Raw genomic sequence first — 25,053 nt, 5'->3', positions numbered from 1 at the left:
CTCGCGCGCTCACCGGACGACGCACGGGGCTACCCCTGGTTACCCGAAACCCCTTCCGGGCCACCCCACTCGGCGGGGGACGAAGGCCGGTCGCCCCTGCCGTCCACCGGCGGTACGAACTAGGCTGGCGTCCACACCTCGTCGCCCCACCACCGAACCGGGACGCTCGCCGGGCGAGCGCCGAAGGGAGCCTCGGTGCACCTGCTGCCGCACGCTGAACCGCTGTACCACGAGGGCTCGTCGACCGGCGTGCTGCTGTGTCACGGCTTCACCGGCTCCCCCCAGTCCCTCAGGCCCTGGGCGGAGTACCTCGTCGCCCGGGGAATGACCGTCTCCCTGCCGCTGTTGCCCGGCCATGGGACACGTTGGGAGGACATGGAGCCGACCGGCTGGCAGGACTGGTACGCCATGGTGGACCGGGAACTGTGGCGGCTGCGGGAACGCTGCTCCACGGTGTTCGTCGCCGGACTCTCCATGGGCGGCGCCCTCGCTCTGCGGCTCGCGGCCCGGCACGGCGACGCGGTACGGGGCGTGATGCTGGTGAACCCGGCCATGACCTTCCCCCGGCTGGAGGGGCTGGTGCTGCCGGTGGGGCGGTTCCTGGTGCGCTCCGCCCCGGGCATCGTCAGCGACATCGCCAAGGGCCACGTGGCCGAGGTCGGCTACGCGCGGGTGCCCACCCGGGCGGCCCATTCCCTGTCCCGGTTCCTGCCGATGGTGCGGGGCGAACTCCCCCAGGTCACCCAGCCGTTGCTGCTGGCGCACAGCAGGATGGACCACGTGGTGCCCCCGGAGGACTCCCGCATCGTGCTGGAGCGGGTCTCCTCGGTGGACGTCACCGAGACCATCCTGGAGAACAGCTTCCACGTGGCCACCCTGGACCACGACGCGGAGACGATCTTCGCGGACAGCGTCGGCTTCGTCGAACGTCTCACCGCTGACAGCGGCGACATCGGCGGCACCGACGGCGACAGCGGCATCGGGGGCAGCGACGTCGGCGACAGCGGCGAGGTGAGGAAGGCGGCACGTGACGGAGTCTGAGACGGGCGCGAACAAGGGCGAGGAGCCCGACCCGCGCGCCCAGGACGAACGGCGCCCCAGCGAGGAGCGGGACGAGGCCACGCCGCACCCGCCCCTGGAGTCCGCCCCGGACGAGGCCGGCCCCTCCGGTGAGCACCGGGAGGAGGGCGGCGGCCCGGTGGCCCCCGACGAGCCCGGCGGGCCCGAGGGCACCGGGACCGCTCCGGTGACCGGTGGTGAGGCGAGCACGGACACCGGAACCTCGCGGCGCCGTGAGCCGACCCTGCCCGAGGACGAGGAGGCGGCCTGGGCCGCGATCGTGGCCGGCTACGGCCCGGAGCCCGCCGACCCCCCGGGCTTCTGGCAGCCCGACCCGGTGCGCGACGCCTCCGGTACGGCCGACCGCAAGGGCACCCCGACGAAGGACGAGCCCGCGTCCGGTTCCCCGGACGAGGGCACGGAAGGCGACCGGGCCGGTCAGGCGGACTCCGACAGCGGCGGGGAGAGCGACGCGACCGACCGGACCACCGCGAAGGACCCGGGCGACGCGGGCGACGCCAGTGGCACCGGTGACACGGAGGGCACGGCCAGCCGGAGCTTCACGGTCTACAAGGCCGGTGGCGGCCCCCGCGACTGGAAGCCCAGGGAACTGAGCGAGGACGAGGAGGAGGGGCACTTCGTACCGCCCGAACCGCCCCCGCTGCCCCAGACCGACGTCACCACCCGGTTCGCCTGGATCGCGGTGCTGGGCGGGCCGCTGCTGCTGTTCGGTTGCATCCTGCTCCAGCAACCCATGACCTGGTGGATCGTCACCCTGGGGCTGGGCGGTTTCCTCGGTGGCTTCGGCACCCTGGTGGCCCGGATGGGGGACGACGACGAGGACGACGACGACCCCGGTCGGGGCGCGGTGGTGTAGGGCCGACCGACCCCGGGCGCGGTGGCTCGGGGACCACGAGGGCGGGCGGAGACGCGGGGGCCCGAGTCACGGCCGTACGCCGTACCGGCACCCGCCTCGAAGCCATCGGGCCAGCCGGTCGCCGGCCGGCGGGAGTGTGCCCGTACCCCGTGGGCGGGTACGGCTACTGGCCGGCCGGCACCCTCAGTACGGCCAGCACCGGCAGGTGGTCGGTGGCGGCCCGCAGGTCGGTGTCCGTCAGCCCGGGCAGCCCACCGGGTTCCGACTCCGGTCGGGGCACCCCGCAGGCCAGCACCTGGACCGCCTCGGTGGCCAGTACCGCGTCGATGCGCTGGTGGGGGTCGCTCGGGGTCGAGGTGTGCTCGCCGCCCCAGGGGCTCACCGTCCAGCCGTCCTGGAGGGACCGGGCCAGCCGGCGGTAACTCCGGCCGTGGGGGCGCTCGTTGAGGTCACCGGCGACCACGGTGTACCGGCCGCCCCAGTCCCGTACCCGGTCCAGCAGCAGCCCGGTCTGGGCGCGGCGTTCGGCGGAGGCGAGGCTGAGGTGGCAGCTGAGCACGGACAGCCGGGCGGAGGGGCCGAACCTCAACCGGGCGGTGGCGAACCCCCGTTGGTGCAGTCCGGGGGTACGGGGCAGCAGCAGGTCCTCGGTCTCCTCCACGGTGGCGCGCAGGGAGGTGAGGATCATCGGCCCGCAGGCGGTGGCGCCCCCGGTGACGTAGACCAGATCAGTGGAGCGGGCCAGCCAGGCGGCGTGCTTGCGCCAGCGGAAGAAGCGGGGCGCCTCCTGTACGCACAGCACGTCGGGGGCGCAGGCCCGGACCACCCGGGCCAGGGCGTGCCGGTCGTCGCGCATCGAGCGGATGTTGTAGCTCAGCAGCCGTACCACGGCGGCCCCGCCGGGCTCGGTACGGGAGGAGGGCAACTGCACGCGGGAGACTCCTCGAAGTGGTGGCGGTCCGGGGACGCGGGAACGGCGAAGGGGCCGGAACGTGAGGTCACGTTCCGGCCCCCGTACGGGCTCAGCCCTGGCGTGCCAGGTCGGCGGCGCCCACCAGACCGGCGCGACCGCCCAGCCTGGCGGCGAGCACCTGGGCGTGCGGTCGCCACCGGCCGCCGACCAGCCAGCGGCGGTAGGACTTCACGATGGGTTGCAGCACCAGGTCGCCCTCGTCGGAGACCCCGCCGCCGATGATGAACGCCGAGGGGTCGAACAGGGAGGCCAGGTCGGCCAGTCCGGCGCCCACCCAGCGGGCCAGCTCCCGGAAGGCGTCCACGGCGACCGGGTCGCCGGCCCGGGCGGCCTGACTGACGTGCCGCCCCTCGATGCCGCTGGGCGTGCCGTCGCCCAGCCCCAGCAGGACCTCGGCCGACTCGGGGGTGGCCGCCGCGCGCTGCTGGGCGTAGCGCACCAGGGCACGGCCGGAGGCGTACTGCTCCCAGCAGCCCTGGCTGCCGCAACCGCACAGCAGGCCGTCCGGTACGACGCGGATGTGGCCGAACTCGGCGGCCACCCCGAAGCGTCCCCGGTGCAGTCGGCCGCCGATGATGATGCCGCCGCCCAGGCCGGTGCCGATGGTGATGCACACGACGTCGTCGTGGCCGCCGCCCGCTCCGAAGCGGTACTCCCCCCAGGCCGCCGCGTTGGCGTCGTTCTCCACCACGACCGGGAGGGAGACGCGCTGTTCGACCTTGTCCTTGAGCGCCTCGTGGCGCCAGTCGATGTTGGGGGCGAAGAGCACGGTGGCACGCTTGTCGTCCACGTAGCCGGCGGCGCCGATGCCCACCGCCTCGACCTGGTGCTCCGCGCTGACCGTGCGGACCGCCTCGGCGATGGCGTCCACCACCGCCTCGGCGGTGGGCGGGGTGGGGACGGTACAGGTCTCAAGGACCGCGCCCTCCTCGTCGACCACTCCAGCCGCGATCTTGGTGCCGCCGATGTCGACACCGATGGTGAGTCCCATGTGTCCCTCAGTTGTCAGTCGATCCCCGCCGCGGTTAACGGTACCGGAGCGCCACCAGGCCCCGTGCCGCCGACCACGTGGCGAAACGGGCACCCGGGAGGGGCGGTACGCCGCCGGGAGGACCGTCACCTGCGTGAATCGTCGCTGGACACGGCCCGGTGCCGAGGCCACGGGAACCGGGCCCCTTCGGTCACCGCGAAGGCCGGAACGGGCGGCGGACCGCCCCGGATCGACGCGCGGCCCCAAGTCACCCCCGTGACCGGTGGGTTGGCCGGGGCCCACGGTTCACCCGGGGCGGCGGGGCCCTATGTACCGGCCGAAACGGCCCCGGTGTCAGTCCAGCTCGATGTGCTCGCTCGCCGGACCCCCGTCCTCCCGACCCTCACCCGCACCAGGCCCAGAGCTGTCCCCCGAGCCGCCCCGCGGACCACCGTCACCTGAGTCCGAGCCGTCACGGGGGCTGGTGGAGCCCCGGTCGGTGGTCGGGGACGCGGCGGCGGGGGTGTCCTCCGCCGGTTCGCCGCTCGCGGACGGTTCGCCGGCCCCGCCGGCTCCTCCGTCCTCGGTGCCCCTGGTCCTCGGCACCCCGGAGGTGCGGCCGGTGGTCCAGTCCCGCTCGTGTTCGGTCACCACGGCCCGGTACGCCGACAGCAACTCCTGCCCGGCGGCGGCCAGGTGGTCCAGCACCTGGGGGTGCCGTTCGGCGACCGGTTCGAAGGCCTGCCGGGCCCGCTGGACCAGCTGCTCGGTGAGGTTCTGGGCGGCGTAGCCACCGACCGAGGTGGCCAGGGGACCGGCGACCTCGTTGACCTTGCGGCTCAGCGCGTCGGCCAGCCGCCGCAGTTCCTCGGCCGCGCTGCCCACCGGGGGCGGGCCGTACCGCTCACGGTGCCGGGCCCGCTGGTCCGCCAGGTCCTCCTCGCAGGCGGTCGCCCACGCGTCCGGGTCCGTCGGCTCACTGTCGGGGCGCTCGGCGGCGTCGCTCATCTCGGGCTCCCTACGCTTTCCGCTTTCCCCCGACCGTACCGGAGGGCCCGTCAGCCCGGACCCCCACCGGCCCCCGGGTCAGTCGCCCCGGGGCCACAGTCCGGGGTCGGGCTCGCACCGTACCCGCAGCTCGCCCTCGGTCAGGGCGGCGCCCACCACGGTGCAGCGGCGTAGCGCGGAGGGCAGGGGCAGTGCCCGGCGGACCGGGCCGACGGTGAGGAACAGTTCGTCGCCCCGGCGCACCAGGTCGACCTCCTCGCGTACCGCTCCGGGCAGGGGGATGTGCCAGACCAGCCGGCCCTCGGAGGTGAGCCGGTCCTCCACCCGGTGCCGTGGCGGCCGTTCGCCCGCCACCCCGGCCAACTCGCGCACCAGTGGCTCCAGCTCCTCCGCCGTACCGGGGGCGAGCCCCAGCTGCGGCAGCCGTACGGTCGGGGCCAGCCGCTCCAACTCCCCCAGGGCGGCGTCCTGTTGCCGCCGCAGGGACCGCAACGGTTCTTCCCCGGCGTGCGGGGGCAGCACCCGGTTGGCGACCAGGGCGTCGCACCGCGACTGGAGCAGGGCGAGCCCGGCCCGGGCCGAGCGCAGCGGTTCGACCACGTGCGGTCCCGGTTCGGTGACCAGGCGGACCCGGGTGGCGGGTGCCTCCACCGTGGACTGGGCGTGGGCCAGCGTGGCGTCCCAGCGGGCGGCCGTCTCGTACAGCCAGGGCGCCGGCATCGGCACTCCGACCAGTTGGGCCAGCAGGGGGCGCAGAGCACGGGCGGCCTGGCGCTCGGCGGGCAGCAGTCGGGCGAGGTAGCGGCGCAGCTGTTCGGGAAGGGCGAGGAGGCGCAGGGTCTCCGGCAGCGGCGGCAGGTCGAGGACCACCGTGGTGTCCGCCAGGGTGGCGGTGTGCGCCAACACCCCCAGCCAGTAGAGGGTGTGGGCCCCGGGGAGCGGGGTGACCTCCTCCTCGGCCAGCGGTGCGGTGCCCAGCACCTCCCACAGGGCGTGCCCGGGTTCGGTCAGCCGCTCCACCTGGCGGCGTTCACCCGCCGCCGGGTCGAGTCGAGCCACGGTCAGTCCGGGCAGCGCGGAGGGCCGTTCGGCGCTCCAGGGGGCCCGGGCCGGTGGCGGGGAGGTGGCCGGGGCGTCCGCCAACTCCAGCAGGGGGGCCAGCCGCGTCCAGGGAGCGGGGCTCAGCAGCAGGACGCGTCGGCCCCCGCCCGCCCGGGCCTCCGCCCACGCGGTGGCGGCGGCCACGGTGGTGCGTCCGGCGCCGCCGAGTCCGGTGACCAGGACCGTGCCGGGGCCCGTCGGCTCGGCCGGCTCCGAGGGGGCCGGTGAACTCCCCGACGGCTGGGCGGAGTTGGCGGGGCCGGGGGTACGCGGTACGGGCACGGGTCAGTCGGAGCTGTCCGCCTCGCCGGACTCCACCCGCTTCTTCAACCCGGCCAGCGCCCGGTCGATGATGACCTTCTCGGCCTTGCGCTTAATCATGCCGAGCATGGGGATCTTGACGTCCACGGTGAGCTGGTAGCGCACCTCGGTACGGGCGCCGCCGTCCAGCGGCGTCAGCAGGTAGGCGCCGTCGAGGGAGCGCAGCATCTGGGAGTTGACCAGGCTCCAGCGGACCTCGTGGGCGCTGACCCACTCGTAGGCGAGGGTGTGGTCGTCCTTGATGGCCCCGGCGTCCAGCAGCAGCCGTACCTTCTCGGCCTGGCCCGCCTCGTCCCGGGCGACGACCTCGGCCTCCTTCACCTCGCCGGTCCACTCCGGGTACCGCTCGAAGTCGGAGATCACCCCCATCACCCGTTCCGGGCTGGCCTCGATGGTGATCTGTGAGCTGGTGTGTTCGGCCATCGACGTGGCTCCTCGCTTCCCCGGTACGCCCTGCTTGCCCCGGAAGGCTACCGCGCGCCGGAGGCCCGGGATCCCGCCGCTACCACTCCAGCACCCACGGCTCACCCCGGGCCTTGAAGTGGCCGACGTTGACGCACTCGGTGGCGCCGACCCGCATCCGGGGCACCAGCGGCTGGTGGACGTGTCCGAACAGGTGGTAGCGGGGCCTGGTCTGGTGCAGCGCCTCCAACAGGGCCTCGCTGCCCCGCTCGAAGCGGCGGGCCACCACGTCGTAGCAGAGGTCGGGGATGTCCGGCGGGATGTGCGAGCACAGCACGTCCACCGGGCCGAGGGCGGCGACCCGGGCGGCGTAGACCTCCTCGTCCACCTCGTAGGGGGTGCGCATCGGGGTGGGCAGCCCGCCCCCGACGAACCCGAAGCGCCAGCCGTCGAGTTCGACCACCTGCCCGTCCAGCACCGTGACCCCCTCGTGGGCGAACTCCGGCCACAGCCGGGGCAGGTCAACGTTGCCGTAGGTGGCGTAGGTGGGGGTGGGCAGGGCGGCGAACAGTTCGGTGTACTGCCGGCGTACGGCCTGCTCGATGAGGACCATGGGGTCTCCGTCGACCCGGGCCCACAGCCCCCGGGACAGCTCCCGGGCCTCGGTGAAGCGCCGTTCGGTGCGCAGCCGCACGTAGCGGTCGGCCATGTCCTCGCCGAACAGTTCGGGGAAGATGCCGCGCGAGTGGTCCGCGTAGTCCAGGAACATCACCAGGTCGCCGAGGCAGACCAGGGCGTCGGCTCCCTCTCCGGCCCTGGCCAGGTCGTCCCGGTTGCCGTGTACGTCGCTCACCACGTGGACTCGCATGGCGACACCCTAGGTCGGGGCCACCGTCGGTGACAGGGGACGTCGGGCGCCGGACGCCCCGGGCCCGCGACGGGCCGCCCGTGACCGGCCCGTCGCGTCCGGTGAGAGGCGGGAAACGGAGGTGGCAGTGCCGTGTAAGACGCGGGGAGGTCCCCGGGACGAGGGCGCGCGCCGAGACGTCCCTCGCCTACGCTCGAAGGTGTCCACCCATCGCGGCCTGTGACGCACCGAACATCTGGGCGGTCCCCCTGTTCGACCGCTCTACCACTCGGTAACGTCGCACCGCCATACCGAGAGCGGCGATTTCGGGATCGAGCCGTGGGAGCCCGCCCCACCCAGCACCCGCCGGCGTCGACGAGGAGCAGTCTTGCGCGAGTTCAGCCTTCCGGCCCTTTACGAGGTCCCCGCCGACGGCAACCTCACGGACCTGATCCGACGCAACGCGCGGCAGGACCCGCATCGTACGGTGATCGCCCGCAAGCGGGACGACGCCTGGGTGGACGTCACCGCCGGCGAGTTCCTCGCCGAGGTCAACGAGGTCGCCAAGGGACTGATCGCCTCCGGTGTGCGGGCCGGCGACCGGGTGGCCCTGATGTCCCGCACCCGCTACGAGTGGACCCTGCTGGACTTCGCCATCTGGAGCGCCGGGGCGGTCACCGTTCCGGTGTACGAGACCAGCTCCCCCGAGCAGATCGCCTGGATCCTCGGTGACTCCCAGGCGGTCGCCGCCGTGGTGGAGACCGAGGCGCACCGGGAGGCGGTGGAGTCGGTCCGCGACCGGCTGCCGGAGCTGAACGACCTGTGGTGCCTGGACGGACAGCCGGCCGCCGTCAAGGAGTTGGCCGCCGCCGGGGCGGACATCGACGACGCCACCGTGAACCGACGGGCCTCCACCGCCCGGGCCGACGACCCGGCCACCCTCGTCTACACCTCGGGCACCACCGGGCGGCCCAAGGGCTGTGTGCTGACCCACCGCAGCTTCTTCGCCGAGTGCGGCAACGTGGTCGAGAGACTGAAGCCGATGTTCGGCGACGAGAACGGCTCGGTGCTGCTGTTCCTTCCGGTCGCCCACGTGCTGGGCCGACTGGTGCAGGTGGCCGCCGTGATGGCCCCGATCCGGCTGGGGCACGTGTCCGACGTCAAGGCGCTCACCGACGAGCTGGCCAGCTTCCGGCCCACCATGGTGCTGGGGGTGCCCCGGGTCTTCGAGAAGGTCTTCAACTCCGCGCGGGCACAGGCGCGGTCCAACGGCCGGGGTCGCGTCTTCGACTGGGCCGCCGACTGCGCCATCGCCTACAGCCGCGCCCTGGACTCCGCCGAGGGCCCCTCCGCCGGACTGCGGTGGCGCCACCGGCTGTTCGACCGGCTGGTGTTCCGCAAGCTGCGGGCCGTCCTGGGCGGCCGGGTCACCCACGCCATCTCCGGCGGCGCCCCACTCGGCGAGCGGCTGGGCCACTTCTACCGGGGCGTCGGCCTGGTGGTGCTGGAGGGGTACGGGCTGACCGAGTCCTGCGCGGCCACCGCCTTCAACCCGTACGACCGGCCCAAGATCGGCACCGTGGGGCAGCCGCTGCCCGGCTCGGTGGTCCGCATCGCCGACGACGGCGAGGTGCTGCTGTACGGCGAGCACCTGTTCACCGGCTACTGGAACAACCAGCAGGCCACCGAGGAGGCCATGGCGGACGGCTGGTTCCACACCGGTGACCTGGGCGAACTCGACGAGGACGGCTACCTGCGCATCACCGGCCGCAAGAAGGAGATCCTGGTGACCGCCGGCGGCAAGAACGTGGCGCCGGCGGTGATCGAGGACCGGATGCGGGCCCACCCCCTGGTCGCCGAGTGCATGGTGGTCGGCGACGGCCGCCCCTTCGTGGCCGCGCTGCTGACCGTGGACGACGAGTTCCTGCCGCGCTGGGCCGGCGACCACGGCAAGCGGGGGCTCAGCAGAGCCGAACTCCTCGCCGACGCCGACCTGTTGGCCAGCCTCCAGCAGGCGGTGGACGAGGGCAACAAGGCGGTCTCCCGTGCCGAGTCGGTGCGTAAGTTCGCCGTACTGGACACCCAGTTCACCGAGGAGTCGGGGCACATCACCCCCTCACTGAAGCTTAAACGGGGCGTGGTGACCAAGGACTTCGCCGAACAGATCGAGGCCCTCTACCGCTGAACCGCCCCCGACGACCGGGCGCGCCCCACCGCCCGGCGTCCGGCTCAGAGCAGTTCCTCCAGCCGTCGGGCCACCCGCTCCCAACGCCACCGCTGGAGCACCCACTCCCGGCCCCGCTCACCCATCCGCCGCCGCAGCTCCGCGTCACCGAGCAGCACGGTGATCCGCTCCGCCACCGCCGAGGGGTCCTCCCCCCGCACCACCCAGCCGGTCTCCCCCTCCAGCACCGCGTCCGGCGCCCCGCCGGAGTCCCCGGCCACCACCGGCAGCCCGGTGGCCGAGGCCTCCAGGTAGACCATCCCCAGCCCCTCCACGTCCAGGCCCCCTCGGCGGGTGCGGCAGGGCATGGCGAACACGTCCCCGGCCCCGTAGTGGGCCGGCAGCGCCGCCCAGGGCACCTCGCCGGTGAAGCGCACCGCGTCGGTGACCCCCGTGCGGGCGGCCAGCCGCTCCAACTCCCGCCGGTAGGGCCCTCCGCCGACCACCAGCAGCACCGCCTCCGGCTGCTGGCGCAGCACCGCGGGCAGCGCCCGGATCAGGGTGTCCTGGCCCTTGCGCGGCACCAGCCGGGAGACGCACACCACCACCGGGCGGTCCCGCAGGCCCAGCCGGGCGCGCAGTTCGGCCCCGCCCGAGTCGGGGTGGAAGGTGGTCTCGTCCACCCCCGGGGTCAGCCGCACCATGCGCGCGGCGTCCTCGGGGCGCAGCGCCCGGGCGATACGGGCACGGGTGTACTCGCCGAGGTAGGTGACCGTGTCGCACTCCCGGCCGACGCGCCGCAACAGCTCGCGGGCGGCCGGCAGTTGGGCCCAGCCGGCCTCGTGGCCGTGGGTGGTGGCCACCAGCCGTCGGGCGCCGGCCCGGCGCAGTGCGGGCGCCAGCAGGCCGAGGGGGGCTGCGGCTCCGAACCACACCGAGCGGCAGCCGTGTTCGCGCAGCAGTTCCACGGCCCGGCGCCGTACCCCGGGGGTGGGCAGCAGCAGGGTGGTACGGTCCCGCACCACGGTGAAGGGCTGCTCACGGTCGAACAGGGCGGTGGCCGCGATCCCCGCCGGGCCGCCCTTCCAGGTGGAGGCGTAGACCACGACCTGATCCGGGTCCAGGCGCAGCGCCATGCTGTGCAGGAACGCCTGGATGCCTCCGGGACGCGGAGGGAAGTCGTTGGTGACGATCAGCGTCTTGTCCATCGCGGCGAACAGTACCCAACCGGCGCGGCTACGCTGCGCCCACGGCGAACCGGGAGGGGGCGGGATGCGAGGGACCGGACCGAGGGCGGCGGCGGTGACCGTCTGGCTGCTCACCCGGGCGGTGTTGCTGCTGTGCGTCTTCGGCGCCCTCACCCTCTCCGGGCCCGACGTCACCTCCGACATCCGGGTCATCTACGCCGGCTGGGCGGACCTGCTGGGCGACGGCTCCTTCCCCCACGACGACGTGACCTGGCAGTACCCCCCGCTGGCCGCGCTACCGGTGCTGGCGCCCACCCTGCTGCCGTGGAGCTACCCCACCGGCTTCTTCCTGCTGGCCTGCGCCACCGACGCGGGTGTGCTGGCCCTGCTGTGGCGGGCCGCCGCCCGCCCGGGCGCCTCCCCGGCCGGGGTGTGGGTGTGGATCGCCGGACTGCCCCTGCTGGGGCCCACCGCCTACGCCCGGTACGACGTGATGGTCACCGCCCTGGTGGTGGGCGCCCTGCTGCTGGCGGTGCGCCATCCCCGTACCGCCGGGGTGCTGTGCGGGCTGGGCGCGATGACCAAGGTGTGGCCGGCGCTGCTGCTGGTCGGCCTCGCCCGGGACTCGCGGGGCCGGCGGCTGCTGGTCGGGACGCTGTGTACGGCCGTGGGCACGCTGGCGCTGTGCCTGCTGGCCGCCCCCGGGTCGCTGAACTTCCTGTTCGCCCAGCGGGACCGGGGCACCGAGGTGGAGTCGCTCGGGGCGATGGTCTTCCACCTGTGGCGCTGGTTCGGCTGGGAGGGGCGGGTGGAACTCCACTACGGCTCCATGGAGTTCCTCGGCCCCCACGTGCCCCTGGTCAGCACCCTGGCCCTGGCCCTCAACCTGGCCGCCTTCGGCTGGCTGCTGCTGTGGCGGCTCCGGGCCACCCGCAACGGCTGGCTGTCCGACCTGGGTGACGGAACCCTGTGGGCCGACGCGGCCTTCGTGGCGGTGCTGCTGTTCACCACCACCAGCCGGGTCATCAGCCCCCAGTACCTGCTGTGGCTGGTGGGCGTCGGCGCGGTCTGCCTCACCCGTCGGGGCAGCCGCCAACAGGGCCCGGTCCTGCTGGTGTTGCCCGCCTGCGGGCTGACCCTGCTGGAGTTCCCCCTCGGCTTCGCCCACGTGGTGGCCAGCGACGGCTGGGGCGTCACCCTGCTCGGCCTGCGCAACGGGCTGCTGGTGGCCGCCTGTGTGTGGGGCGGGCTACGGCTCTGGCGGGCTCCGACCCCCCGGCGACCCGCCCCGACGGCTCCACCGGCCCGGACGGCTCCCGGGCAGCGGTCCGCGCGGCGGGGGCGGCACCGCGCGGGCGGCGGGCCCTCCCACCAGGCGCCTCAGCCCAGTTCCTCGCGCAGGTAGTCCCGCCAGCGCTGGGTGAACCGCGCCTGGTCCACGTCCAGTACCCGCCGCAGGGCACGGTCCGCGCTCTCGCCCCGGCCCACCCGCTGGTACAGCTCGACCAGCCGGGCCTCTCCCCACTGGCGGGCCACCATCCGGCAGGCCAGCCAGCTTCCCTCGTAGGCCCGGGCCATCCGGTTCGCGTCGGCCCCGAAGCGGAAGTCCGCGCCGCCGGGCAGGCGTTCGGGCACCGTGCGCCCGTGGACGGCCTCGGTCAGTTCGGGCGCGGCCTGGCGGGGTTCCACTCCGGTGCCCCGGTAGCCGACCCAGTCCGCGAAGCCCTCCGACAGCCACATCGGCGTGGTGGGGCCGGTACGTTCCCGGGTGGCGACATGGGTGGTCTCGTGGGTCATCACCAGTTGCTGGCCCCGCCGGCTGAGCAGGGGGAACGCCTCGGGGTTGACCAGTACGCGGTCCCCTCCGGGCCGTTCGCCGGCCCCGGTGGACCCGGCGGTGACGGCGGCGATCCCCGTGTAGCCCCCGGCCGGCTGCCCCAGCATCCGAGCCAGCTGCCGGGTCGAGCGGGGCACCTCCACCACCACCCGGTCCCGCCAGCGTTCCGGCCACACCCGGGACACGGCGGGCACCGCGCGGTCGGCCACCCGGGCCAGGGACCGCAGCTCGGAGAGGCGGCGGTCGCTGCCCAGGACCACCGAGTGCCGGCCGGACACCACCCGCAGCCGGCCCTCGTCCCACAACTGCCGCGCGCTGTCGGGGAGTTCGCCGGCCAGGTACCAGTCGGTGCCCCGCCTGACCACCCGGTACCGCTCCTCGGCGGTGACGGTCGCCGTGGCCGGACCCCGCAGCCGGTACCGCAGCTGTGCCTCGGCCCTGCCCCGGCCGGCGTCCACCGCGCGCACCCGGTACGAGAACCGGGCCAGGGGCAGCCGGTGGAGGTTGTCGACCACCCGCCGCTGACGCTCCCGGTACCCGGACGCCCGGGGGTCCACCTCGGCCAGGTAGGCGGAACGGTCACCGTGCAGCACCGCCGCCGCCTGCCGGTCCAGGGCGGCCTGCACGGCCTGGTGGGGTGCGGCCACCCGGGAGGAGCCGGCGACGCACAGCCCCGCCAGCAGCGCCGTGACCAGTGCCATCCGTACCGCTCGCGGCCAGCTCACCGCGCCCCGCCCCTTCGCCTGCCCATCTGGGTGATCCTACGGCGGCCCGCCGAGGGGCGCCGTAGGGCGCCGGGAAGCGCGGGGAAGCACCGAGAAGCGCTGAGAAGCACCGAACGACCCGAACGACGCCGAACAACACAGCCCGGCCCACGAAAGACGTCCGGGCGGCCTGGAGGCCGCCCGGACGTCAGTGGAGTGCTCGGGGGTCAGCCGACGCGGGCGCCGAACTGGAAGGGCATGTTGTTGATGGACTCGTACCGCACGCTGGCGCCGGGCTTCGGCGCGTGCAGGATCTGTCCGTTGCCGGCGTAGAAGCCGACGTGATGCAGGTCGCCGTAGAAGAAGACCAGGTCGCCGGGCTTCAGCGCGTCCCGTCCGACCCGGGTGCCGGCGCCGGTCTGCGCCTGGGAGGTACGCGGGATGGAGACCCCGGCCTGGTTGAAGGCCCACGAGGTCAGCCCGGAGCAGTCGAAGGAGCTGGGACCGGTGGCACCCCACACGTAGGGGGAACCGATCTTGCTCTTGGCCGCGGCGAGCGCGGCAGCCGCCCGCTGCGAGGCGGAGGCGTCGCCCCCGAGGTCCACGCGGTCGGAGGAGTCGCGGTTGGCGCGCTCCTCCTTCTTCTGGATCGCCTCGCGCTCCTTGGCGGACAGGGAGTTGAGCAGGCGCTGCGCCTTGGACAGCTTCGCCTGGATGCTCTTCTTCTTGTCGCCCAGTTCCTTGCGGGTCTCCGCCAGGTTCTTCAGCTTGGAGGACGCCTGGGACCGCTGCTGGGCCAGGGTGCGCTGCTTGTTCTGGATCTTCTTGAGCGCCTTGACCTGCTTGGCGCTCAGCTGGTCAAGGGTGGAGGCCTTGTCCAGGTAGTTGTCCGGGTCGGAGGAGAGGAACAGCTGCAGGGACGGGTCGATGCCACCGCCCCGGTACTGCGCGGTCGCCATCGAACCCAGGCCGTTACGCAGGGAGTTGAGGTCCTGCTGGCCACGGGCGACGGTGTCCTGGAGGTTGCTGACCTCCTTGGTCAGCTTGCCCTGCTTCTCCTTGGCGCCGTTGTAGCTCTCGGTGGCCGCCTCGGCCTCCTCGTAGAGCTTGTCGACCTTGGCCTTCACCTCGCTCTTGGAGGGCTTCGGGTCCGCGTGAGCGGCCTGAGAGGTGAGGGCGACGGCCGCAGCCGCGGTCGCGGTGAGTGCGGTCACACGGGTGCGGCTTGGCTGCCTGGGACGACGGTGGGACGCCACTGGGGCGATCTCCTTCTTCCTCAGCCGCCTGCCGGGCATCCGCTGCCCCGGCTCCAGGACCGTCAAGGTCCGTGGATTCGGCGGGCCTTCGCTGTCATCCCCGTTGGATGATCAACCGCGCGAAGGTTTCGGGCCAGACACTAGCCACGGCTCGTAGATCGGATCAAATCTTTCGAGGGAAAAACTGGGGCGCCGCGAGCATTCTTTGCCAACATCACACGGTGTGCGACGGCCAGTTGACGTTCCGTGGGAACGAAACGGACAACCCGGGCCGTGGCCACACCGGCCCCAACGGGCCGTCAGCCGCCGAAGTTTGGCCGTCCGCCCATCCGGGCAAGCCGCTCCAGCACCCCACGCGGGAGACCCCGGACGACTCCACGGAACCGGGGGAACGGCACCCACCGGCCGGGACGAAACGGGTCGAACACCCCGCCGGACAGCGCCCGTCAGGTACGACCCAGCCTCCGCAACAACAGCGCCGACGCCACCGGGCGGGCCCCCGCCGCCGCGACCCCGTCCGCCACCTCGCGGTCGGTGGAGGCCACCACCACCGGACGGCCGGGAGGTTCGGCCCGCACCAGCCGCCGGATCAACTCGTCGGCCGTCTGCCCCGGCTGGGAGAACAGCACCCGCACTCCCCGGGGCGGGGCCAACAGCACCGGGGCGGCCAGCTCCGCGCCGTCGAAGACACAGGTGACCTCCGCGCCGGACTGGGCGGCCAGCGCCGACAGTCCGCCCAACAGCCGCAACCGCTGCTTCTCCAGGGGGAGTTGGGGGTAGCCGGTCTTGGTGACGTTGTAGCCGTCCACCACCAGATGGGACTGCGGCAGGGCCAGCAACTGGTCCAACAGCTCCGGGTCGTCCTCCGACAGCGCCCGGGCAGCCACGTCCTTCGGCGTCATCCGCTCCGGGGCCACCGCGTCCACCGTCTCCGCCGGCCGGCTCTCCACCGGGGGCAGCGCCAACTCCCGACGCAGTCCGGTCGCGGCCTCCAACACGGTGTCCAACAGCAGCCGCAGCCGCATGTCCGCCACGCTGCGCCCCTCCCGGGCCGCACGCCGGGAGGCCTCCAGAGTCGACTCGGCCTCGGCCAGTCGGGCCCGTAGCCGCCGGGCCTCCCCCTCGGCCGCCGCCGTGGCCGTCTGCCCCTGGGACCGCACCGAGTCCACCTCGGCCCGCGCCTTGCGCAGTGCCGCCTCGCCCCGGCGCACGTCGCTCTGGGCGCTGCGCAACTTCCGCTGGGTGGCCTCCAGTTCCTTGCGCAGCGTCTCCAGTTCCCGGCGGTGCCTCTCCTGCTCCTGGCGCGCCGCGCCCCGGGCCTCGGTCAGCTCCTCGCGCAGCCGCGCCAGTTCCCGTTCGGCCGCCTCGCCGGCCCGCTCCGCCTGGGCGCGCTGGGCCTCCTCGCCGGCGGCGCTCACCAGCTTCACCCAGTCCCCGGGGCGCAGCACGTAGGCGACCGCCGCCACGTCCACCGGGTCGGCGGCGGCCGGTGCCGGGCCGGACTCCAGGGCCTGGGTGAGTTCCGGCAGCTGCTCCCTGAGCCGGCTGGCGATCCGCTGGCGGAAGACCGGTTCCTGTTCCAGGGCGGTCGCGATGGCGTGGGCGCCGAACTTGATGCGGCGCTGCGGGGTGAACCGGGCGTACTGCCGCAGGGGGGCCGGGAGTTCGGTCAGCGTGAGGTCGCCCAGGGCGTCCCCGGCCAGGGCCACCACCTTGCGGCGGACCTTCTCCGGCAACGGACGGCCCAGCTCCTCCCGTGAGGTCTCCGCCTCGCCGCCCGACTCATCCATGACCGCGCACTCCCGCCTGATCGACCTGACCGACTACACCCACGAGCCGGGGCGCGCCGGATGTCCCGCCACACCGAGCGCGTCGGTCCCCTCCGCCGAGGCACGCACCGCGTCCCCGCCGGTCCGGGGCGCGTCACCACGGGCGGGTCGGAGACCCGACGGACGGCCGGGACGAGGGGCTCGTACGGAGCGGGGGATCGTCATGCTGTCGTCCTTCTGCCTCTTCGACGCGGAGTCTCCCCGTGGGCCTGCCGTGGGGGTGGGGGTGCACCCCGGGGGCGGGCCGTCACTCCCCATTGGTGTGGCCGGTGAACCGGTGGTGACGGTACGCGCGGCGTTGGGGGTCACCTTACGACCTGCGGCGGTCGGCGTGTGTCGAGCGGGCTCCTCCGCGTCGCGACCGTCATGATCCGCCCATGTCCACCACGCCCCCCACACGCCACGACCCCGCCCGGTCCACACCTCAGCCGGACACCCTCCACTCCCCCCGGGGCGGCCGGCCGACACGGGCCCGCCCCCTGATCACCCGGGGGCTGATGGCCGTCTGCGGGCTGAGCTTCCTGCTCGGCCCGGCGTCCGGCTTCTTCCCGGCGTACGGCACCGGGCGGGACCTGTGGGAGACCCAGTCGGCGTACTTCCACCGCTGGGGGCTGGTGCCCCACGAACTGTGGAACGGTCACCAGCCCGAGACCCTGCTGACCCCCCTGTCGGCGCTGTTCCTGCACGGCAACTGGATCCACCTGCTGGGCAACCTGCTGTTCCTGTCGGTGTTCGGCGGGCTGGTGGAACAGCGGCTGGGCCGCTGGCGGTTTCTCGCCTGCTACCTGACCGTGGGCTGCTGCACCATGCTGAGCTACGCGGCCGTGTACCCCGACTCCACCCAGACCCTGGTGGGCGCCTCCGGCTCCATCTCCGGGGTGCTGGGCGTCTTCCTCTGGCTGTTCCCCCGGCACCGGGTCACCAGTGTGTTCCCGTTCCTGCTGTTCCTGCCGCTGCGGTTCCCGGCCTGGATGGTGCTGGTGTTCTGGGTGGTGCTCCAGTCGCTGGCCGTACGCGCGGACAGCCAGGCCCCCGGGGTCGCCTACCTCACCCATGTGATCGGCTTCGCCCTCGGACTGGCCTACGCGGTGGTGTTCCGCCGGCGTCACCCCGAGGCGCCGCCTGAGCCCGGGCCGGGTGGGCGGTGAGTCTAGAGTGAGCGGACCGCCTTGGGAGGAGACCCCGTGATCACTTCGATCGTGCTCATCAGGACCAGCACCGACCGCATCCCGGAGATCGCCGAGCAGATCGCCGCGCTGGAGGGGGTCAGCGAGGTGTACTCGGTGACCGGAGCCCACGATCTGATCGCGCTGGTACGGGTGGCCCGCCACGACGACCTGGCCGACGTGATCCCCGGACGGATCAGCAAGGTGCCCGGGGTGCAGTCCACCGAGACCCACATCGCCTTCCGCACCTACTCCCAGCACGACCTGGAGGCGGCGTTCGCCATCGGGCTGGACGCCTGACCCGGGTCCCTCGGGCCGGCACCCGCCCTCAGCGGTGACCGGGGCGCCGTTCGGCTCCCGAGGGGTCGGCGACCGCGTTCCGGTGCCGTCACCCCGGGCGGCTCCGTACCGGGCCGTGGGCCCGTGGACGGCGCCCGGGGAAACCGGGAAGCAGCCCCGGTACGTCGCTGACCGCGAGGGCCACCACGCCCCGTAACCCCCGCCGCGAGACGCGCCGCCCCGGTACGCCCCCCCAACGCCCAGCCGCTCAGCGCTCCGCGCCACGGGCCCCGGCGTCACTGTCCGGGACGCAGCGGCCGTTCTCGGTGTGGTAGCTCCACCGGGCGCCCCGCCGCACCAACTCGTCCACGGCGGCCACCAGTCGGTCCACGTGCTCGTCGGGGGTGCCGACGCCGAAGCTGACCCGCACGGCGTTCAGCGAGGTGGCGTCGGCCCCTCCCTCGGGGGCACCGCACTCGGCGGAGACGCCCTGGTCCGCGCCCAGCAGGTGCCGCAGCAGGGGGTGGGCGCAGAACAGCCCGTCCCGGACCCCGATGCCGTACTCGGCGGACAGGGCGGCGGCCAGGTGGGAGCTGTTCCAGCCGTCCACCACGAAGGACAGCACCCCCACCCGCCCGGTGTCCGACTCCTCGCCGAACAGCGACAGTTGCCGCACCCCGGGCACCCGCGCCAGACCGGAACGCAGCCGCTCCAGCAACTCCCGCTCCCGGGTGACCAGGGCGGGGAAGCCGATGTCCTCCAGGGCCCGGCAGGCGGCGGCGATGGAGTAGGCGCCGATGACGTTGGGGGAACCGGCCTCGTGGCGGGCCTCCCCCTCCCGCCAGGTGACCTCCAGGGTTCCGTCCTCGCCCCTGGCCACCTGGGCGCTGGCCCCTCCCCCGGCCAGGTAGGGCTCGGCCTCGGCCAGCCAGTCGGCGCGGCCGGCGAGCACCCCGGCGCCGAAGGGGGCGTACAGCTTGTGGCCGGAGAAGGCGATCCAGTCCACGTCCCAGGCGCGGACGTCCACCGGGTGGTGCGGCACCAACTGGGCGGCGTCCAGGACCACTCGGGCCCCGTGGCGGTGCGCCACCTCGGTCAGCTCCCGTACCGGCCAGACCTCTCCGGTGACGTTGGACGCCCCGGTGACGCACAGCAGCTTGGGTCCCTCGGGGGCCTCGGCGAGCGCCTCCCGGAGCTGTTCGACGGCCTGCCGGGCGGAGCGGGGTACCGCCAGCACGGTGGTGGGGTGGGCGCTCCAGGGCAGCAGCGAGGCGTGGTGCTCGGTCTCGAACACCCACACCCGGGTGTCGGCCGGCAGGGCGGAGGCCAGCAGGTTGAGGGAGTCGGTGGTGGAGCGGGTGAACACCAACTGGTCCTCGTCGCGGCAGCGCAGGAAGTCCCGCACGGTCCGGCGGCTGCGCTCGTACAGGTCGGTGGACAGCTGGGAGAGGTAGCCGGCACCCCGGTGGACGCTGGCGTAGTACGGGGCGTACGCGGCGACCTCGTCCCACACCCGCCGGAGGGCGGGGGCGCTGGCCGCGTAGTCCAGGGCGGCGTACTCCACCTCGCCACCGGTCACCAGCGGCACCCTCACCCCCCGGCCCAGTACGGCCGGTTGGGCCTCGTTGTCACACTCCACGGTGGACGGGGCGGAGGCGGAGAGCACGGCGGAGGAATCAACAAAAGGCATGACATAACTCCTGTGGAGCGGCGGGCGGCGTCCACGCGAGGGCGGAGGCGGCCCACGAGGCGGGCGTACGAGGAGGGAGACGGCCGCGACCACGAGGGGCGGGCCGGGTGAACGGGCCTGAGGCGAACCAGTGGCTCGGCACCTTCGGCGTACGGTCGCCGGAAACCGAGCGGGGGCGCGTCAGGCCTAGGACATTCGCTTGCTCACGGGAATCTCCCTCGTCACCAGGACCCCTGGAGTGTGCGAGGGGTCCGCGCTTGCCGTAGACCCTGCTGTCGTACGGCCCGGTCATCACCCGGGGCACCCCGCCACGGACGGAGGGTTGCCGGACAGCGGGCCGGGGCCTTGATCGCTGTCGCTCGTGACCTGCCGCGAGTATGCCACAGCGGCGGTATGCCGGAAACCGGCGTCCTTCCCCCGGACGGCGAGGGCTTGGTCACACCCGGGACGAGCCCGGACGCGGCACGGCCCGCCCCCACGGCGTACGGCGGTGGGGGCGGGCCGGGACGGGAACGGCCCGGGGAAGCACTCCCCCGGGCCGGCGCTCCGCGTCAGTGGTGACTGGCCCTCACCCAGCGCTCCAGGGCGGCCTTCGCCGCCCCCGAGTCCAGGGAGTCGGCGGCCTTCGCCATCCCCGAGGCGAGGCGCTCCTCCAGCGGCCCGTCGGCCGGTTCCAGGGAGGTGAGCGCGGCGGCGGAGTTCAGCAGCACCGCGTCCCGCACCGGGCCGCGCTCCCCGTCCAGCAACCTGCGGGCGACGTCGGCGTTGTACGCGGCGTCCGCGCCCCGCAGGGCCTCCACCGGCACCAGTTCCAGACCCACGTCGCGGGGGTCGAAGCTCTGCTGGCGCACCTGCCCCTCCCGCACCTCCCACACCGTGGAGGTCGCGGTGGTGGTCAGTTCGTCCAGCCCGTCGTCGCCCCGGAAGACCAGGGCGGAGGAACCCCGGGCCGCCAGTACCCCGGCCAGGATCGGGGCCATCCGGGCGTCCGCGACCCCGGTGGCCTGGGCCCGCACCCGGGCGGGGTTGGTGAGCGGTCCCAGGAAGTTGAAGAAGGTCGGTACCCCCAACTCCCGCCGCGCGGCGGCCACATGGCGCAGCGCGGGATGGAAGCGGACCGCGAAGCAGAAGGTGATCCCGGCTTCGGCGGCCACCGGGGCGACCCGGTCCACCGGCAGTTCCAGGTTGACGCCCAGCTTCTCCAGCACGTCCGAGGCGCCGCTGGCCGAGGAGGCGGCGCGGTTGCCGTGCTTGACCACGGTGGCCCCGGTGCCGGCGACCACGATCGCGGACATGGTGGAGATGTTGACGGTACGGGCCCGGTCTCCCCCGGTACCCACGATGTCCACGGCGGGGCCCGGCACCTCGATGGTGGAGGCGTGCTCGTACATGGTGCGCACCAGGCCGGTGATCTCCTCCACCGTCTCACCCTTGGCCCGCAGGGCCACCGCGAAGCCGGCGATCTGGGCGCCGGTGGCCTCACCGCTCATCACCCGGTCCATGGCCCAGGCGGTGTCCTCCGCGCTGAGGTCCCTACCGGCCAGCAGCGCGCCCAGCAGGTCGGGCCAGGACCGGGCCGCCGTGGTGTCGCCTCCTGCGGGGGGCACCAAGCTGCTCATGGGGTACTCCTGGGGTCGGTGGAAGACACGGGACACACACCCGTGGGCGCAAGACTATCCACCGGCACCCGGCACGGCGGCACCCGTCGGGCACCCGGTCCGCAGCGGGGGGCTCCCCGTCGTGCCCCGGGGAGTCCGGGCACACGACGGGGCCCGGCCGCCCCTCGCGAGGAGGGGTGACCGGGCCCGGGTCGAGTGGGTCGGGGGATCAGTGGTGGCCGTGGCCGCTGGTGATCTCCTCGTACTCCTCCACGGTGGGCTTGGAGACCTGGGCGTGGTCGCCGTAGTAGCCCCGGGACAGCCGGGCGCGGAGCCTGGTGGCCGGGCCGACCTTGCGGCGCACCCCGTTCTCGTCGGCCTCCTCGCCGACCTCCAGCGGCTGGTACTGCTGGTGGGCGGTGAGGGTGTGGCGCTGCTCCTGCGACAGGGGCTCGTGCACCTCGATGAACTCGCCGTGCGGGAGCCGCTTGATGATGCCGGACTCCCTCCCGTGCAGGACCTTCTCCTTGTCCCGGCGCTGGAGGCCCAGACAGATCCGCCGGGTGATGACGAACACCACGACCGGCACCACGAAGAAGCCGATCCGTACGAACCAGGTGATCGCGTTGATCGACAGGTGGAAGTGGGTGGCCCACAGGTCGTTGCCGCCACCGACCAGCATCACGAAGTACCAGCTGATCCACGCGGCGCCGAAGGCGGTACGGGTCGGGGCGTTCCGGGGCCGGTCCAGCAGGTGGTGCTCCCGCTTGTCGCCGGTGACCCAGGACTCGATGAACGGGTACACCGCGATGGTGGCGAGCACCAGGGGGAAGATCATCAGCGGGATGAACACCCCGAGGATCAGGGTGTGGCCCCAGAGGTTGACCTCCCAGCCCGGCATGGACCGGATCAGTCCCTCGGAGAAGCCCATGTACCAGTCGGGTTGGGCGTTGGTGGACACGTGGTCCGGTCGGTACGGCCCCAGCACCCAGATCGGGTTGATGGTGAAGGTCGCGGCGATCACCGCGATCACCCCGAAGACCAGGAAGAAGAAGCCGCCGGCCTTGGCCATGTACACCGGCAGCAACGGCATTCCGACCACGTTCTTGTTGGTGCGGCCGGGCCCGGCGAACTGGGTGTGCTTGTGGTAGAAGACCAGGATCAGGTGGGCCACCAACAGGCCCAGCATGATGCCCGGCAACAGCAGCACGTGCGCGGCGAAGAACCGTGGGATCACGTCGTGTCCGGGGAACTCCCCGCCGAACAGGAACATCGCCACGTAGGTGCCGACCACCGGCATGGAGAGGATCGCGCCCTCCATGAACCGGACACCGGTACCGGACAGCAGGTCGTCCGGCAGCGAGTAGCCGGTGAACCCGGTGAACATGCCCAGCACGAACAGCAGGAAGCCGAACAGCCAGTTCAGCTCACGCGGCTTGCGGAACGCGCCGGTGAAGAACACCCGCATCATGTGGACGAACATGCCGGCGAGGAACACCAGCGCCGCCCAGTGGTGGATCTGCCGGATCAGCAGACCGCCACGGACCTCGAAGTTGATGTCCAGGGTGGAGGCGTACGCCTCCGACATCCGCACGCCCTGCATCGGGACGTAGGCGCCGTGGTACTCGATCTCGCCCATGCTCGGGTTGAAGAACAGGGTGAGGTAGACGCCGGTGAGGATGATGATGATGAAGCTATAGAGGCAGATCTCGCCCAACATGAAGGACCAGTGGTCCGGGAAGATCTTCCGCATCTGCGTGCGGGCCAGGGTGTAGATGCCCAGCCGGCCGTCGGCCCAGTCGGCCACCCGTTCGCCGGCCGCGGGCTTCTGCCTGTTGTCGGTTGCGTTACTCATCCGCGCTCCCAGAAGCTCGGGCCAACCGGCTCCGCGAAGTCGTCCTGCGCTTCGAGATAGCCGTCCTTGTTGACGCTGATCCGCAGCTGCGGCAGCGCGTGCCCGGCCGGGCCGAAGATGACCTTGGCCCCGTCGGAGAGGTCGAAGGTCGACTGGTGGCAGGGGCACAGCACGTGGTGCGTCTGCTGCTCGTAGAGGCTGACCGGACACCCCACGTGGGTGCAGATCTTGGAGTAGGCCACGATGCCCTCGTGGGACCAGTCCAGCTCCCGCTTGTCCTTGATGTCCTTCGGCTCCAACCGTACGAGCATCAGGGCCGCCTTGGCGATCTCCTTGTTGAAGTCCTCGTCGTCGTGCTCCAGCCCCTCGGGCCGGGCGAACGTCAGGGAGCCCACGGAGATGTCCTCGGGACGCAGCGGCTCGTTGGTGTTCTCGTTGACGAGCAGCTTGCCCTTCTCCCACATGGTGTGCCGGAGCTTGTTCTTGGGCAGCGGGCCCAGGTCACGCAGCAGCACCAGGCCGGACAGCGGCAGCAGCGCCAGGGCGCCGAACATCGTGGTGCGGATCAGCTTGCGGCGACCGAGCGCCGACTCCTGGGCACCTTCCCTGAAGTCCTCGAAGACCTTGCTCCGCACCTCGGGCTCGGCCGAGATCGGGTGCCGCTCGTCGACCATCTCGTGGTCCGACATCAGGGTGCGCGCCCAGTGCACGGCGCCGCCGCCGATGCCCAGCAGGGCCACCCCGAGGCACAGTCCCAGCGAGAAGTTCAGCGCGCTGATGTTGCCCAACGGCCAGACGTGGATGATCTTGTCGATCGGGAAGGCCACGAACGAGGCGATGAACCCGACGGTGGCCACCATCGAGATCAGGAACAGCAGGGCCACGGTGCGCTCGGAGCGCTTGGCGGCCTGCTCGTCGATGTCCTGGACGCGGTGCTCGTGCGGAGGCAGACCCGGATCGGCGAAGGGGTCGCCGTCCTTGGTCGCCACCGTGCCCGGGGCCTGGTCCTGCGCCTCGGGCAGGTTGTCGTCAGACACGTTGTGGGATCCAGTCTCGCTACTCATGACTTCTTCGCCTTTGCGGTCCGCGCCGCGACCCAGACCGCGACGGCGACGAGGGCGCCCAGTCCGAAGACCCAGCCGAACAGACCCTCGCTGACCGGACCGAAGCCGCCCAGGTTGAAGCCACCGGGGGTCTCGGACTCCTTGCTGTTGACCTTCTTCAGGTAGGCGATGACGTCCTTCTTGTCCTTCGGCTTGAGCACCGTGTCGGGGAAGGACGGCATGTTCTGGGGGCCGGTCAACATGGCCTCGTACACGTGCTTGGCGTCCACGTCGCCGAGGTCGGGAGCGGACTTGCCGTGGGTGAGGGCGCCGCCCTCACCGGTGAAGTTGTGGCACTGCGCGCAGTTGTTGCGGAACAGCTCGCCACCCCGGGCGATGTCCGCGCCCTCCGGGTTGTACTGGCCCTTCTCGGGCACCGCGGGTCCACTGCCGAGGGAGGCGATGTAGGCGGCGAGCTGGTCGGTCTCGGCCTGGTCGTACGCCTTCTTCTTCTTCGGCGCCTGGGGGCCCTGCTGCTGGGCGGGCATCCGGCCGGTGGAGACCTGGAAGTCCACCGCCGCGGCACCGACGCCGACCAGGCTGGGGCCGTCGGTGGTGCCCTGTCCGCCGGTCCCGTGGCAGCTGGCGCAGCCGACGGCGTAGAGCTTCTTGCCCTCCTCGATGGCGGTGGACTGTGCCGAGGTGTTCTCGGCCTTCGCCTCACCGGCGGGGGAGAAAGCGGCGTACAGCCCCCCGGTGACCGCCAGCGCGAAGAGTAGGACGACGAGCGCCGCCAGCGGATGGCGCCGTCGTGCGGAGAGCTTTTTCACGGATTACCCCGGTGTCAGGATCTTCTGCGTCGATGCTTCTGGCTGCTTCTTGACTGC

21 protein-coding genes and 1 riboswitch are annotated in these 25,053 nt (G+C 72.9%); of the genes, 6 read left to right on the top strand and 15 right to left on the bottom strand.

The window, feature by feature from the left end:
- Positions 1–195 precede the first annotated feature (195 nt).
- Entirely contained in the window at positions 196–1,041 is an 846-nt protein-coding gene (locus tag ABZT14_RS09100; RefSeq protein WP_356298881.1) for an alpha/beta fold hydrolase, read from the top strand.
- On the top strand, positions 1,028–1,936 hold the full coding sequence (locus ABZT14_RS09095) for a hypothetical protein (RefSeq protein WP_356298879.1): 909 nt from the start codon (positions 1,028–1,030) through the stop codon (positions 1,934–1,936). The genes ABZT14_RS09100 and ABZT14_RS09095 overlap by 14 nt, the downstream gene beginning before the upstream one ends.
- 163 nt (positions 1,937–2,099) lie before the next feature.
- Here the strand turns inward: ABZT14_RS09095 and ABZT14_RS09090 are convergent, their stop codons facing one another.
- From ABZT14_RS09090 to ABZT14_RS09065, 6 genes are all read right to left on the bottom strand, one after another.
- The gene (locus tag ABZT14_RS09090; RefSeq protein WP_356298877.1) at positions 2,100–2,867 is read right to left on the bottom strand and encodes an endonuclease/exonuclease/phosphatase family protein; all 768 of its coding nucleotides are present in this window, start codon (positions 2,865–2,867) and stop codon (positions 2,100–2,102) included.
- Positions 2,868–2,958: 91 nt separating this feature from the next.
- Positions 2,959–3,900 (bottom strand): ROK family glucokinase, encoded by a 942-nt coding sequence (locus tag ABZT14_RS09085; protein ID WP_356298875.1) that lies wholly within the window; start codon positions 3,898–3,900, stop codon positions 2,959–2,961.
- A gap of 333 nt (positions 3,901–4,233) precedes the next feature.
- Positions 4,234–4,887: a DUF5304 family protein gene (locus ABZT14_RS09080; RefSeq protein WP_356298873.1), complete on the bottom strand. Its 654-nt coding sequence runs from the start codon at positions 4,885–4,887 to the stop codon at positions 4,234–4,236.
- A gap of 78 nt (positions 4,888–4,965) precedes the next feature.
- Positions 4,966–6,168 (bottom strand): ArsA-related P-loop ATPase, encoded by a 1,203-nt coding sequence (locus ABZT14_RS09075; RefSeq protein WP_356299318.1) that lies wholly within the window; start codon positions 6,166–6,168, stop codon positions 4,966–4,968.
- A 105-nt stretch (positions 6,169–6,273) separates the two neighbouring features.
- The gene (locus ABZT14_RS09070) at positions 6,274–6,732 is read right to left on the bottom strand and encodes an SRPBCC family protein (protein ID WP_356298872.1); all 459 of its coding nucleotides are present in this window, start codon (positions 6,730–6,732) and stop codon (positions 6,274–6,276) included.
- A gap of 79 nt (positions 6,733–6,811) precedes the next feature.
- Positions 6,812–7,579, bottom strand: coding sequence for a metallophosphoesterase (locus ABZT14_RS09065; RefSeq protein WP_356298870.1), 768 nt, complete (start codon positions 7,577–7,579; stop codon positions 6,812–6,814).
- Positions 7,580–7,946: 367 nt separating this feature from the next.
- On the opposite strand from ABZT14_RS09065, the gene ABZT14_RS09060 reads away from it, so the two are divergent.
- Entirely contained in the window at positions 7,947–9,743 is a 1,797-nt protein-coding gene (locus ABZT14_RS09060; RefSeq protein ID WP_356298869.1) for an AMP-dependent synthetase/ligase, read from the top strand.
- A 44-nt stretch (positions 9,744–9,787) separates the two neighbouring features.
- Here ABZT14_RS09060 and ABZT14_RS09055 read toward each other — a convergent pair whose 3' ends face one another.
- Positions 9,788–10,930, bottom strand: coding sequence for a glycosyltransferase family 4 protein (locus tag ABZT14_RS09055; protein ID WP_356298867.1), 1,143 nt, complete (start codon positions 10,928–10,930; stop codon positions 9,788–9,790).
- A gap of 64 nt (positions 10,931–10,994) precedes the next feature.
- Here ABZT14_RS09055 and ABZT14_RS09050 point away from each other — a divergent pair, with 64 nt between their 5' ends.
- Complete coding sequence (locus tag ABZT14_RS09050) at positions 10,995–12,314, top strand: glycosyltransferase family 87 protein (protein ID WP_356298865.1); 1,320 nt, start codon at positions 10,995–10,997, stop codon at positions 12,312–12,314.
- Here ABZT14_RS09050 and ABZT14_RS09045 read toward each other — a convergent pair.
- The 3 genes from ABZT14_RS09045 to ABZT14_RS09035 all read right to left on the bottom strand — a co-directional run bounded on the left by ABZT14_RS09045 (position 12,290) and on the right by ABZT14_RS09035 (position 16,496).
- The gene (locus tag ABZT14_RS09045; protein ID WP_356298863.1) at positions 12,290–13,471 is read right to left on the bottom strand and encodes a hypothetical protein; all 1,182 of its coding nucleotides are present in this window, start codon (positions 13,469–13,471) and stop codon (positions 12,290–12,292) included. The two genes, ABZT14_RS09050 and ABZT14_RS09045, sit on opposite strands and share 25 nt — an antisense overlap.
- A 206-nt stretch (positions 13,472–13,677) precedes the next feature.
- Positions 13,678–14,706 carry an NlpC/P60 family protein gene (locus ABZT14_RS09040; protein ID WP_356299316.1) on the bottom strand — a complete coding sequence of 343 codons (1,029 nt, stop codon included), beginning with the start codon at positions 14,704–14,706 and terminating at the stop codon, positions 13,678–13,680.
- Between the two features lie 446 nt (positions 14,707–15,152).
- The gene (locus tag ABZT14_RS09035) at positions 15,153–16,496 is read right to left on the bottom strand and encodes an NYN domain-containing protein (protein ID WP_356298861.1); all 1,344 of its coding nucleotides are present in this window, start codon (positions 16,494–16,496) and stop codon (positions 15,153–15,155) included.
- A gap of 416 nt (positions 16,497–16,912) precedes the next feature.
- On the opposite strand from ABZT14_RS09035, the gene ABZT14_RS09030 reads away from it, so the two are divergent.
- The gene (locus ABZT14_RS09030) at positions 16,913–17,683 is read left to right on the top strand and encodes a rhomboid family intramembrane serine protease (protein ID WP_356298859.1); all 771 of its coding nucleotides are present in this window, start codon (positions 16,913–16,915) and stop codon (positions 17,681–17,683) included.
- 36 nt (positions 17,684–17,719) lie between these two features.
- A complete protein-coding gene (locus ABZT14_RS09025; protein ID WP_356298857.1) occupies positions 17,720–18,001 on the top strand; it encodes an Lrp/AsnC ligand binding domain-containing protein in 282 nt (93 codons plus the stop codon).
- Between the two features lie 247 nt (positions 18,002–18,248).
- Here ABZT14_RS09025 and ABZT14_RS09020 read toward each other — a convergent pair whose 3' ends face one another.
- From ABZT14_RS09020 to ABZT14_RS09000, 5 genes are all read right to left on the bottom strand, one after another.
- Entirely contained in the window at positions 18,249–19,670 is a 1,422-nt protein-coding gene (locus ABZT14_RS09020; RefSeq protein WP_356298855.1) for an aminotransferase class V-fold PLP-dependent enzyme, read from the bottom strand.
- A gap of 248 nt (positions 19,671–19,918) precedes the next feature.
- A riboswitch (SAM riboswitch) is annotated at positions 19,919–20,037 on the bottom strand.
- Between the two features lie 184 nt (positions 20,038–20,221).
- Positions 20,222–21,289, bottom strand: a complete 1,068-nt coding sequence (gene trpD, locus ABZT14_RS09015) for an anthranilate phosphoribosyltransferase (protein WP_356298853.1) — start codon at positions 21,287–21,289, stop codon at positions 20,222–20,224.
- Positions 21,290–21,497: 208 nt separating this feature from the next.
- Entirely contained in the window at positions 21,498–23,123 is a 1,626-nt protein-coding gene (locus ABZT14_RS09010; protein ID WP_356298851.1) for a cytochrome bc complex cytochrome b subunit, read from the bottom strand.
- On the bottom strand, positions 23,120–24,187 hold the full coding sequence (locus tag ABZT14_RS09005; protein WP_356298849.1) for a Rieske 2Fe-2S domain-containing protein: 1,068 nt from the start codon (positions 24,185–24,187) through the stop codon (positions 23,120–23,122). Before ABZT14_RS09005 ends, ABZT14_RS09010 begins: the two co-directional genes overlap by 4 nt.
- Positions 24,184–24,996, bottom strand: a complete 813-nt coding sequence (locus ABZT14_RS09000) for a c-type cytochrome (RefSeq protein WP_356298847.1) — start codon at positions 24,994–24,996, stop codon at positions 24,184–24,186. The genes ABZT14_RS09005 and ABZT14_RS09000 overlap by 4 nt, the downstream gene beginning before the upstream one ends.
- Between the last annotated feature and the right edge of the window lie 57 nt (positions 24,997–25,053).

This window comes from Streptomyces sp. NPDC005438 (assembly GCF_040606315.1).
Taxonomy (GTDB): domain Bacteria; phylum Actinomycetota; class Actinomycetes; order Streptomycetales; family Streptomycetaceae; genus Streptomyces.
Note: the sequence above shows the minus strand (reverse complement) of the source record. Positions and strands in the feature narration are given on the sequence as shown.

Excerpts from the sequence above, each read along its gene's own strand:
- ABZT14_RS09065 (WP_356298870.1), bottom strand. The coding sequence starts at position 7,579 with ATGCGAGTCCACGTGGTGAGCGACGTACACGGCAACCGGGACGACCTG.
- ABZT14_RS09080 (WP_356298873.1), bottom strand. The coding sequence starts at position 4,887 with ATGAGCGACGCCGCCGAGCGCCCCGACAGTGAGCCGACGGACCCGGAC.
- ABZT14_RS09010 (WP_356298851.1), bottom strand. The coding sequence starts at position 23,123 with ATGAGTAACGCAACCGACAACAGGCAGAAGCCCGCGGCCGGCGAACGG.
- ABZT14_RS09005 (WP_356298849.1), bottom strand. The coding sequence starts at position 24,187 with ATGAGTAGCGAGACTGGATCCCACAACGTGTCTGACGACAACCTGCCC.
- ABZT14_RS09020 (WP_356298855.1), bottom strand. The coding sequence starts at position 19,670 with ATGCCTTTTGTTGATTCCTCCGCCGTGCTCTCCGCCTCCGCCCCGTCC.
- ABZT14_RS09070 (WP_356298872.1), bottom strand. The coding sequence starts at position 6,732 with ATGGCCGAACACACCAGCTCACAGATCACCATCGAGGCCAGCCCGGAA.
- ABZT14_RS09035 (WP_356298861.1), bottom strand. The coding sequence starts at position 16,496 with ATGGATGAGTCGGGCGGCGAGGCGGAGACCTCACGGGAGGAGCTGGGC.
- trpD (WP_356298853.1), bottom strand. The coding sequence starts at position 21,289 with ATGAGCAGCTTGGTGCCCCCCGCAGGAGGCGACACCACGGCGGCCCGG.
- ABZT14_RS09030 (WP_356298859.1), top strand. The coding sequence starts at position 16,913 with ATGTCCACCACGCCCCCCACACGCCACGACCCCGCCCGGTCCACACCT.
- ABZT14_RS09055 (WP_356298867.1), bottom strand. The coding sequence starts at position 10,930 with ATGGACAAGACGCTGATCGTCACCAACGACTTCCCTCCGCGTCCCGGA.
- ABZT14_RS09050 (WP_356298865.1), top strand. The coding sequence starts at position 10,995 with ATGCGAGGGACCGGACCGAGGGCGGCGGCGGTGACCGTCTGGCTGCTC.
- ABZT14_RS09085 (WP_356298875.1), bottom strand. The coding sequence starts at position 3,900 with ATGGGACTCACCATCGGTGTCGACATCGGCGGCACCAAGATCGCGGCT.